Origin of the sequence: Paraburkholderia sp. GV068 (genome assembly GCF_003058125.1) — a bacterium.
Taxonomy (GTDB): domain Bacteria; phylum Pseudomonadota; class Gammaproteobacteria; order Burkholderiales; family Burkholderiaceae; genus Paraburkholderia; species Paraburkholderia graminis.
The window spans coordinates 387191-398164 of record NZ_QBUB01000002.1; the positions used below are offsets into that span (position 1 = coordinate 387191).

The following is a 10974-nucleotide window of genomic DNA, read 5'->3' on the forward strand; positions in this document are numbered from 1 at the left end:
ACGAGCGATCCCTTCGCACTTTCACCGACATCCGGCGCGGCGTCATGCACGTTGGCCGGTAAAGGAACCGTCATGTCCACAGCGCCCTCCTTGTCCTCGTCGAGCTCGACATCGCTCGACGCCCGCGCGCTCTTTGCCACCTTCGCCGGGCTTTCCGGCAGTCTCGTTGCCATCGGCCTCGCGCGCTTTGCGTACACGCCGCTCATTCCGTCTCTGATCCAGGCGCACTGGTTCACGTCGTCGCAAGCAGTCACATTGGGCGCCGCGAATTTCGCGGGCTATCTGATCGGCGCGCTGATCGGCCGTCCGCTTGCGTCCGCGTTATCGAACCGGACCGCGTTGCGCATGTTGATGGCTGTCGTGACCGCGGCGTTCTTCGCGTGTGCGTATCCGCTGTCGATAAGCTGGTTCTTCGTGTGGCGTTTGCTGTCGGGCATCTCGGGCGGAGCCATCATGGTGCTGGTGGCGACCTCGATTCTTCCGCATATTCCCGCAGCGCGCCGTGGCTTTGTCAGCGGCATGATCTTTCTCGGACTCGGGCTCGGCATTGCTGCGTCCGGTACGCTGATTCCCGAGCTGTTGCACTTCGGCCTGCAAACCACATGGCTCGGCCTCGGCGCTGTTGCACTCGTATTGACAGTAGTGAGCTGGTTCGGCTGGCCGTCGACGAATCCGCCTGCTGCCGCCGCGGCGCCCGCTCATCATCATGGCGCGCAGACCAGCACGCTCGCGCTTCGCGTGCTGTACGCGCAATACGCCGCGAACGCACTCGGACTCGTGCCGGCGATGATCCTTCTCGTCGATTACGTGGCGCGCGGTCTGGGCCGAGGCGCGGCAATCGGCGCGAACTATTGGGTGTTGTACGGGCTCGCCGCCATCGCGGGGCCGCTGATCGCGGGCAACGTTGCGCATCGTATCGGTTACGGCAAGGCTTATCGCGTGGCTTTGTTGCTGCAGGCAGTGGCCGTCGCGATGATCGCGCTTTCCGGCAATGCGTGGGTGCTGGCACTGTCGACCGTTATTCTCGGAGTCTTCACGCCCGGCATCGTGCCGCTCGCGCTCGGTCGCATTCATGAACTCGTGCCGCACGATCACACGGAACAGCGTGCCTCATGGAGCCGCGCGACGACAGCGTTCGCTCTCTTCCAGGCGCTCGGCGGGTATGGCTACTCGTATCTGTTCTCGCACTCGCATAACAACTACGCGCTGATCTTCATGTGTGGCGCCGCGGCGCTTGGCGTCGCGTTCATCGCTGATCTGATTGTTTCGCGGATCAGAACCGCGGGTTCTTTAGCGGCGTGACACCGTGTATGTTCCGCGTTGGGCACATGCCTTGCTCTCTCAAGGTCACGATGCTGTCCGGTCCGTCTTCTCTTTGCGCGCTCACTATGTAAGTGCGCAAAGCCGCGGACAGGAGAGCTTCATCAACCAAGCGGAGGTCATACATGTTGGGAACTATTCTTCTGGTTGTGCTGATTCTTCTTCTCCTTGGCGCGTTGCCGACCTGGCCGCATAGCCGTTCGTGGGGCTATGGGCCAACGGGTGGTCTTGGCGTCGTGTTGATCGTCGTGATCGTGCTGCTTGTCGCCGGCGTGATATAGCGATTGCGGTGACACGTTCACATCAGTAAGTCAAACGCAGGCCCGGCCGCCGGATTGCGATGCAGTGAACTGCTCGCAGATCCGGCGGCCTCGCTACATCTGAAGCTAGACGAATGCGCTTTTCAGCGCCGAGGAATTGCGATGGAAAAGTTACTCGCCAATCAGTTTGCGTTGGTCACGGGCGCGAGCTCCGGCATTGGCTATGGCGTTGCGCGAGCGCTTGCGGATGCGGGCGCGTCCGTCGCGCTGAACTATCACTCGCATGCGGAATCGGCGCAGAAGCTCGCTGACGAGATCAACCAGTCGGGTGGCACCGCGTTCGCAGTTAAAGCCGACGTATCGAATCCGGCCGATGTCGAAGTCATGTTTGACGCGTGCCGCGCGCGCTTCGGCACACTGGATATCGTCGTCGCGAATTCGGGTTTGCAGAGGGACAGCGCTATTGCCGATATGTCGATGGAAGAATGGCAAACAGTGCTGGGCACCAATTTGACGGGACAGTTTCTCACTGCGCAAGCCGCTGTCAAAGAGTTCCGGCGACGCGGGCCGACATCCGCATCCAAAGCACTCGGCAAGATCATTTGCATGAGTTCGGTGCACGAAGTCATTCCGTGGGCCGGGCATGTGAACTACGCCGCGTCGAAAGGCGGGATTCAGATGTTCATGAAATCGCTCGCACAGGAAGTCGCGCCCGAGCGCATTCGCGTCAACTCGATTGCGCCCGGCGCGATTCGCACGAAGATCAATCGCGACGCGTGGGAGACTCACACGGCAGAGCAAAAGCTACTGCAATTGATTCCTTATGGCCGCGTGGGTGAAGTCGAAGACATCGGCAAGGCGGCCGTGTGGCTCGCATCGGATGAAAGCGACTACGTTGTAGGCACAACCTTATTTGTCGACGGCGGAATGACGCTCTATCCTGGGTTCATCGACAACGGCTAGACGGTGGTGCAGCGTTCACGCGCTGATCACACGAATCCGCGGACACCTCAGGCACGGGCCATGCTGAATGCTCTCCGTATTCCAACTCGATACGAAAGGAGATACATCATGCCTTACCTACTCGGCTGGCTTCTCGGTGTTCCGGTGATCGTGCTGGTCATTCTGTACCTCATCTTCCATTGATCATTCGAAACACGCTCCACGGCGCGGCCCTTCTGTGGCCGCGCGTCTCTTTCACGTAATGCCATACATGCGTTCGGGCCCGAGCGAGCGTTCGCTGCGACGGGGTAGCGCCGCGGTTTCCGCTCAGGCTGCTTCGGTAAAAGCAGCGTCATACCGATAGCGGCTTGTGGCCGCGCGTGGACGCCATAAGATCGGCGATCCGGACGGTTCTCCCGGGCGCGAATGCACCCTCAAAATATACCGGGACGCTCGCTGGATAGGCTTCCTAAAGCGGTGTGCCACGCGGCGACTAACGGAACGTTCTTCCGATAGAATCACGTCTGAACGAACAATCTTCCGAGTCAGCCCATGAACAGCCGGACCCGCGAGCTGGACAATCAGGACCGCAGAATCCTCCGCGCGTTGCAAAAGAACGCACGCGTGAGCAATGCGGAACTGGCCGAACTCGTCGGCATGTCGACCACGGCATGCTGGAACCGCACACGCCAACTCGAAACCGAAGGCTACATTCGCGGCTACGTCGCGCTGCTCGATCAGCAGAAGCTCGGCTTGGCGGATATTGTTCTGCTCGAAGTCACGCTCGATCGACATGACGACGATGCGCTCGCGCGTTTCGGCGCCGAACTCGCGACACTCACCGAAGTACTCGAGGCGTATCTCGTCTCCGGCGATTACGACTATCTGGTCAAGGTGGCTGTGGACGGCACGGCGGGTTATGAGCGCTTCCTGCGCGAGAAGCTCTACAAGATCGCGGGCATTCGTCATAGCCGCTCGATGTTCGCGCTGCGCTGCATGAAGAGCATTCCGTCTGTGCAGGTTTAATGCGCGCTGAGGAGTCGTTGCGAGCGCTTTGCGCGGTTGTCTGGAGGCGCCGGGCGGGGCTGACCGTTAGTTGCGTCATGGGCGCAATAACAGGCGCCGCAAAACGGTCTCAACAGTGGGTTTGCTACGAAGCAAGCGGCGTCGACGACCACGCGACGCATGCCGCGTAGCCGCGCGGCGCGGCTATCCATTGCGCGGCGATCGCACGCATATCATCGGGAATCGGGCCGCGCAGCGTCACGCGCTGGCCCTCGCGCGGCAGCACGCTCAAATGCTGCAACCCGCGCGCGATGCCCGCACCTGTCGTTTTGACGAGCGCTTCCTTGGCGGTCCATGCATCGTAGAACGCGGCCATTTGCGCGGAACGATCAAGGCGCTCGATCCACGCCGCCTCGTGCGGATCAAGCGTCAACGTGACGATGGAGCGCCAATCGAACGTATCGCTGCACTGCTCTATATCGACACCCACGCGCCGCGCCGACGACATCGCGATCAAGCCACATGCGCCCGCGTGCGACACGTTGAAGTCGAATGCCGTCGAATCTGCGAGACGCGGTCGCCCGTTTGCATCGACCGTAAAGCGCAGAGCGCGCGCATCTTCGCCGATATGTTGCGCAAGCAACTCGCGCAACGCAGCGCGCGTTGTGGCGAAGCGCAGCGCGCCTTCGGCGCGGCGGAAGCTGCGTGCTCGCGCGCGCTCGTCGTCGGAAAGCGATGCGAACACCGCGGCGTCGAGCGACGTGTCGAATGACAGATCGACACGCCACAACGACAGGTCATGCGGGCCTTCATGCTGCAGCGGAACGGGGGCGATAATGGCGGACATCGCAAGAGTCGAGGCGCAATGGAATTACCGCGACTCTACACGATGGTCCTTTTATAAAGCACCGCGCCGTTAAACCCGCCTGGTTTCCTTCGGCACGCCGAGCAGCAATGCAATCCCGCTTGTGAACAGCAACACGGTCAGCAGATAAAGCGCGTTGTCCATGCTGCCGGTATGCGTCTTGATCTGCCCGATCACCCACGGGCTCACAATGCCGCTCGTAATGCCGATGCTGCTGATCAGCGCAATGCCGCCCGCCGCCGCGGTGCCCGACAGATAGCTCGCCGGCACCGTCCAGAAGATTGGCAACGCGGCGAAAATCAGCACGGCGGCAAGCGAGAGAATCGCGAGCATCGCAGGAAAACTGCTTAAATGCAGGGTCAAAAGCGAAAGCGCGATGCCGCCGCCGATCGTGCATACCGCGAAATGCCGGCGCCGTTCTCCGCGCCGATCGGAATGGCGAGCAATCAGAATCAGCCCGACCGCGCCGACTGCATTTGGAACGACACTGTACAGACTGATCGCAAGAACATCGCGAATGCCGAAGTCGCGGATCATCAACGGCATCCAGAAATTGAGCGTCAACGACGCGCACGTCAGCGAGAAATAGATGAACGCGAACAGATAGACGCGCGGATTACGCAGCGCCTGCGTGAACGAGCGCGATGAATGCGATGCGTGCGACGGCTGCGATAAAGCCGCGCGGTCCTCGTCGCGTTGCGCGATCAATTGCGCTTTCTCATCAGCGGTGAGCCATTGCGCGTGCTGCGGACCGTCGACGAGATAAACCGCGGCGATGAGACCGAGGATAAGCGCGGGCGCCCCTTCGATGATGAACATCCACTGCCAGCCGAACAGGCCGAGCACGCCGCCCATATCGCGCATGATCCAGCCCGACACGAGCCCGCCGAGCACGCCCGCGACCGCCACGCCGGCGAAAAATATCGACAGCACCGCCGCACGCCGCCGCGCCGGATACCAGTACGTCAGATACAGCACGATGCCCGGAAAGAAGCCCGCCTCGAACACGCCGAGCATGAAGCGAAGCACATAGAAATGCGCGGGCGTCGACACCATCATCATGCCGACCGACGCCACGCCCCACAGCAACATGATTCGCGTGAACGTGCGGCGCGCGCCGAACTTCGCAAGCAGCAGGTTGCTTGGCACTTCGCACAGTACATAGCCGATGTAAAACACAGCGGCGCCGAGTCCGTACATTGCGTCGCTGAACCCGAGGTCGTGCTTCATCTGCAACTGCGCGAAGCCGATGTTGATGCGGTCCAGAAACGACACGACGTAGCAAAGAAACAAAAATGGAATGATGCGCAGCGATACCTTGCGGTATAGCAGATCGTCGTGCGCAGCGGCGCTTGAACCAGGCTCGAGCGCTGGCGAGAGGGACTGACTCATCGGTTATCTCCAGACATGAGGCGTGATGGGTCCAACGGACCCGCGGGTCCGGCGTCTTGATGCGCCGCGTTGTGGTTGTCGCTGAAGTGCGCGTGCTCTGATCAGGCCGCGAGCGGATGAACTTCGCCGCCTTCCGGCGATACGTCCGCCGCGCCTTCGCGCGCGTGCCGGATTGCTTCGAGCAGCGTCGCGTGATCGCCGATATGGTTCGCGAGCAGCAGAATGAGTTGCGCATTCGCCGACTGACTGCGCGCATCGTCGAGGCCGCGATGCATGTCGATCAACGCCTCGTAAAAGTCATCGGGACGCGCGAGGTTCGGTTGCGTGATCAGTGCCATGATGTGTCTCCGGATTCTATTTTTTTGCTGCGAACGCGGGGCGTTCTTTCAGGCTGTGCCTTGCACGCACAACGCGCGCTTTAACGCATGCTCGACAGCAAGCGGTTCGAGTTGCCGCCAGCGCGCGCACACATGTTGATCCGGCCGGATCAGATAGAACGTGCCGGGTTGCGCGTCATAGCGCGCACTCGCGAGGCCCTCGGCGTCGCGCAGAATCGTCGCATCTGCTATTGCTGCCGGCGGCGTTTCGCTGCGCGCAATCACCACGAGCTTCAACGGAATAGTGCTTGTACGAAGCGTTTTCAGCGCAGTTTCGGTTGCGGCGTCGATGCCTTCATCGCCGCAAAAAAGCACGCCTGTGAATTGCTGACCGAGATGCTGAAGCAGCCACGTCGATTCGCCGGCCGCGTGCACGGGTGCATCGACACACGAGGCGCCCGGCACCATGAGGCCCTCGAAGCTGTCGCTATCCGGCGTATTCAGCGGCGAATCGCTCAACACCGCCGGCACCGAAAGCCGACCGCTATTCGTCAGTTGCCGCGCAAACGGATGGTGACGCGCGAGCTTCAGCACGGCATCGCGAAACACGCGGCTAACCGGGCTCTTCGGCGTGATGAAGTCAGTAGAACGCGTGGAGTTGCGGATGTTTTCGTCGGCGGCAAATTCGCGCTCGCTGGCATAGGTGTCGAGCAACGCATCCGATGCGTTGCCCTCCAATACCATTGCCAGTTTCCATGCGAGGTTCTCCGCATCCTGCACGCCGCTATTCGCACCGCGTGCGCCGAATGGCGATACGCCATGCGCGGAATCGCCCGCGAACAGCACGTTGCCGTGCCGGAAGCGTTCCATGCGCAAACACGAAAACGTGTAGACGCTGACCCATTCCAGTTCGAACTTTGCATCCGGTCCGAGCAAGGCACGCACACGCGGAATCACGCGCTCGGGCGTTTTCTCAAGCACCGGGTCGGCGTCCCATCCAAGCTGAAAGTCGATTCGCCACACGTTATCCGGCTGACGATGCAGCAACACCGATTGATTCGGATGGAATGGCGGATCGAACCAGAACCAGCGCTCGGTCGGAAAGTCCGCTTCCATCTTCACGTCGGCGATCAGGAAGCGGTCCTTGAACGTCACGCCTTTACTATCGAGTCCCATCAGATTGCGGATCGGACTGCGCGAACCGTCGGCGGCGACCACATACCGGCCACGCAACGCATATTGCCCGTCGGGCGTTTCCACCGTCAGCGTCACCGACGCGTCGCGCGCGCCTGGCGTTCCGCACTGCTCGATAGCGACCACCTTGCTTTTCCAGCGAATCTCGATGTTCGGCATTTGCTGCGCGCGTTCGAGCAGAAAGCCTTCGACGTAGTACTGCTGCAAATTGATAAACGCCGGACGATGATGACCTGCTTCGGGCTGCAAATTGAACGAGTAGACGAGCTCATCCTTGAGGAACACCTTGCCGACATTCCAGCTAATGCCCTTGTCCACCATTCGCTGCCCGCATCCGAGGCGATCGAAAATATCGAGTGAGCGCTTCGAGAAGCAGATCGCGCGCGAACCCGTGGACAACGAGCAGTCGTCGTCCACGAGTACGACGGGCACGCCCTGCTGCGCGATGTCGATTGCGGTGGCAAGACCCACCGGCCCCGCGCCGACCACGATCACCGGATAGACCGTCTGCTCCGCGCCGTTTCGCGCGTCCTGTTCGCGGCACGGCTGATATTCGAACGACAGCGTCTGGTAGTTGATGCTCATGTTGTGTCTCCGTCCTGCTCCGCTTTGCTCTGCTGCGCTTGCCTGTTCTTTTGTATGCGATGCCGTCAGGCTTGCAGCGCGTCCCACATTTCCTTGTCGCGCTGCGCGGTCCAGATGCGCGGATGCGTGATGCCGCTTGCTTCGTCGAAAGCGCGCGAAACGTCGAACGGCAAGCAATGTTCGTAGATGAACACGTGGCCGAACTTCGGGTCCATCGCCTTGCGCGTGTGCGCCATCGCGGCCTTCAGATCGAGCTTCTGCTCGACCGCTTCACGGCCTTGCTGCAGCAACGTCGTCACGAAATCCTTCGTGTAATCGAGACCTTTGTTGACGTCTTCCGGCGTGGTCAGCGCGGGGCCGCGGCCCGGCACGAGCTTCTCGGCATTGAGCGCGCGCAGTGCTTCGAGTGTCGCCGGCCATTGCTCGAGTTGCGCGTCGCCGCAATAGCACGCCGCGTCGTATTCGACGAGATCGCCGGAAAACAGCACCTTTTGCGACGGCAGCCACACGACCGTATCGCCCTTCGTATGACCCGCGCCGAGATGCGCGATGCGCACTTCGAGCTTGCCGAGGAACAGCGTCATTTCCTTTTCGAAGACGAGCGTCGGCCACGTGAGGCCCGGCACCGTTTCAACGCCGGCAAAAAGACGCGGAAAGCGTTCGATCTCCGACTTCATGTCCGCTTCGCCGCGCTCGACGATCATCTCGTACGTGCCGCGGCTCGCGATGATTTCCTGCGCGCCTTCCTCGAAATACGCCGACGCGCCGAGCACGCGCACCGCGTGATAGTGCGAGAGCACGACGTATTTGATCGGCTTGTCGGTGACGCTGCGAATCTTCGCGATGAGGTCTTGCGCCATGGCCGGCGTGGCGGTCGTGTCGACGATCAGCACGCCGTCGTCGCCGATGATCACGCCCGAGTTCGGATCGCCTTCGGCCGTGTAGGCGTAGGCGTTCTCGGACAACTTCGTCCACGTGACTTTTTTGACTTCCAGATCGGCCTGCGATGCAAATGCCTTTGCCATGCTCGTCTCCCTCAAAAGTTGGATGTGAGGCGAGACGGCCGGCTGCGCGCTGCGGCGCGGGCTGGCGGTATTGAAGGTTGTCTCGCCCCGTTTTTGACTCTGTGACTGCGCCGGTGTGTCGGGGTGATTGCATCTTATGGCCGCGCCTGTTTATTTGTCAATAGCGAAATGTATCGCTATACGCAAATCACCAAACGCCTAACATTGAAGGGTGGACGGTGACAGTTCGCAGTCGCGGTTCGGTTAACATGGACCCTTTTTACGGACGAGCGCAGGCGTGAGCAAAGCAGCGAAAGCGGCCCCCGGCAAAGGCGCGAGCGGTACTGAAATAGCGGAAGGCGGCAAGACGCAGCGCGGCATTCAGAGCGTGGAAGTCGGCGGCCGGCTGCTGCTCGCGCTCGCGCAGGCGCGCATGCCGCTCGCGCTATCGGACCTCGCCATCGCCGCCGACCTGGCGCCCGGACAGGCCCATGCTTATCTCGTGAGCCTAAGCCGGCTTGGTCTCGTCAAGCGCGACGAGCTGTCGGGCCGTTATGAACCGGGGCCGTTGTCGCTGCGGCTGGGTCTGTTGCATCTGGAAAATCAGCCGGCGTTTCGCGCCGCCGTGCCGCGGGTGGCGGCGCTCGCCGAAGCAATCGGCTTTAGCGTCGCGATCTGTATCGCCGGGCCGCAGGGGCCGACCATCGTTCGCTATGAACATGGGGGTTTTCCGCTGCACGTGAATCTGCATGTCGGCACGGTCATGTCGCTGCCGGCGACGTCGACGGGACGCGTGTTCTGTGCGTACCTGCCGCGCGAAACGCTCGACGCGATGTGGGCGAATCAGTCGGGCGCCGACCAAAGCGCGACGGCCGCGCCGCGCGACGCCGCGTTCCAGACGTCGCTCGAGAAGATTCGCGCGCGCGGCCTCGAAAGCAGTGTCGATGCGCCGAGTCCTGGCATCAGCAGCCTGAGCGCGCCCGTGTTCGATCCGGACGGGCGCCTCGCGCTGGCATTGACGGTGATCGGCTCGACCGGCTCGATCGACGTGGCCGCCGATGGCCGCATCGCCCGCGCGTTGCTCGGCGCGGCTCGCGAGATCGGCGCCGAGCTTGCCGCCCAACCCTCACTGCTTGCATCGTCCGCATCGTGATCGCTCGTACCGACAACGCTTCTTCCACGCCGCTTTCCGCGCCTGCTTCCACGGCTGTTTCCACGGATACAAAGCCGCAGCGCGGCATCCAGTCGCTCGACAGCACCGGCGAACTGCTGGCCGCGCTCGTCGCGGCGGCGCGTCCGTTGACCCTGCGCGACCTCGCCGCCGCAGCCGGCATGCCGCCGGCGAAAGCGTTTCCGCATCTGGTGAGCCTGCTCAAGACCGGCTTGCTGAGCCGCGGCGCGTCCGGCTGTTTCGAAGCCGGGCCGCTTGCGCTGGAGCTTGGCTTGATAGGCCTGCAGCGTCTTTCGCCGACGCGCGAGGCCGAGCCCGAAGTGGTCGAACTGGCGGCATCGACGGGAATGAGCGTCGCCATGGCGGTGCTCGGTCCGCTTGGACCGACGGTCGTGCGGCTGGAGGAATCGCCGCGGCCCTTGCATGTGAGCTTGCGGGTGGGCACGGTGATGTCGCTGGTGAATACGGCGATCGGGCGCGTTTTCGCCGCCCATGTCGCCGACGACGTGCGTGCCGGGCTGCTCGCGCAGGATCACTTGCGGCTCGCAGGAGCGAACGAGGCCGATGTTTTCGCCGGCAAAAGCGCGCCGCCCACGCTGAACGCAACCTATGCGCAGCGTCTCGCGCAGATTCGGGCCGACGGAATCGATACCGCGCTGAGCCGGCCCGTGCCGGGCATCGACACGCTCGCGGCGCCGGTGTTCGACCACACGGGCAGCATTTGCCTCGCGCTCGCGCTGATGGGACCGAGCGGCAGCTTCGACAGCGCCGCGGCGGCCGGCCCGGCGCAGACGCTGCGTGCAGCGACGCTGCGGTTGTCGCGGCGGTTTGGCTGGATGGGCTGAATCAAGGGTTCCTGCGCGGCGTCGGCCGCGTCGTCGGCGGCCTCGGTCCGGTAATCGTTTTTTTGAAGAACGGC

11 protein-coding genes are annotated in these 10974 nt (G+C 62.3%); 6 read left to right on the top strand and 5 right to left on the bottom strand.

Annotation, left to right across the window (positions count from 1 at the left end; all coding sequences use genetic code 11):
• Positions 1–72: 72 nt before the first annotated feature.
• From C8K18_RS06620 to C8K18_RS06635, 4 genes are all read left to right on the top strand, one after another.
• On the top strand, positions 73–1302 hold the full coding sequence (locus tag C8K18_RS06620; protein ID WP_107707011.1) for a YbfB/YjiJ family MFS transporter: 1230 nt from the start codon (positions 73–75) through the stop codon (positions 1300–1302).
• A gap of 143 nt (positions 1303–1445) precedes the next feature.
• Entirely contained in the window at positions 1446–1601 is a 156-nt protein-coding gene (locus C8K18_RS06625; RefSeq protein ID WP_006047249.1) for a DUF3309 family protein, read from the top strand.
• A 141-nt stretch (positions 1602–1742) separates the two neighbouring features.
• Positions 1743–2543: an SDR family oxidoreductase gene (locus tag C8K18_RS06630; RefSeq protein ID WP_107707012.1), complete on the top strand. Its 801-nt coding sequence runs from the start codon at positions 1743–1745 to the stop codon at positions 2541–2543.
• Positions 2544–3074: 531 nt separating this feature from the next.
• Positions 3075–3548, top strand: a complete 474-nt coding sequence (locus tag C8K18_RS06635; protein WP_029967054.1) for an Lrp/AsnC family transcriptional regulator — start codon at positions 3075–3077, stop codon at positions 3546–3548.
• 124 nt (positions 3549–3672) lie between these two features.
• Here the strand turns inward: C8K18_RS06635 and C8K18_RS06640 are convergent, their stop codons facing one another.
• From C8K18_RS06640 to C8K18_RS06660, 5 genes are all read right to left on the bottom strand, one after another.
• Positions 3673–4374 carry a 4'-phosphopantetheinyl transferase superfamily protein gene (locus C8K18_RS06640; RefSeq protein WP_107707013.1) on the bottom strand — a complete coding sequence of 234 codons (702 nt, stop codon included), beginning with the start codon at positions 4372–4374 and terminating at the stop codon, positions 3673–3675.
• 69 nt (positions 4375–4443) lie between these two features.
• On the bottom strand, positions 4444–5784 hold the full coding sequence (locus C8K18_RS06645; RefSeq protein ID WP_107707014.1) for an MFS transporter: 1341 nt from the start codon (positions 5782–5784) through the stop codon (positions 4444–4446).
• 101 nt (positions 5785–5885) lie between these two features.
• Positions 5886–6122 (bottom strand): DUF2783 domain-containing protein, encoded by a 237-nt coding sequence (locus tag C8K18_RS06650; RefSeq protein WP_107707015.1) that lies wholly within the window; start codon positions 6120–6122, stop codon positions 5886–5888.
• 48 nt (positions 6123–6170) lie between these two features.
• A complete protein-coding gene (locus tag C8K18_RS06655; protein ID WP_107707016.1) occupies positions 6171–7880 on the bottom strand; it encodes an FAD-dependent oxidoreductase in 1710 nt (569 codons plus the stop codon).
• Between the two features lie 65 nt (positions 7881–7945).
• Positions 7946–8905 (bottom strand): MBL fold metallo-hydrolase, encoded by a 960-nt coding sequence (locus C8K18_RS06660; protein WP_006047257.1) that lies wholly within the window; start codon positions 8903–8905, stop codon positions 7946–7948.
• 277 nt (positions 8906–9182) lie between these two features.
• On the opposite strand from C8K18_RS06660, the gene C8K18_RS06665 reads away from it, so the two are divergent.
• Complete coding sequence (locus C8K18_RS06665; protein WP_053859861.1) at positions 9183–10037, top strand: IclR family transcriptional regulator; 855 nt, start codon at positions 9183–9185, stop codon at positions 10035–10037.
• Positions 10037–10900, top strand: coding sequence for an IclR family transcriptional regulator (locus tag C8K18_RS06670; RefSeq protein WP_375135806.1), 864 nt, complete (start codon positions 10037–10039; stop codon positions 10898–10900). Before C8K18_RS06665 ends, C8K18_RS06670 begins: the two co-directional genes overlap by 1 nt.
• The last annotated feature ends 74 nt before the right edge of the window (positions 10901–10974 follow it).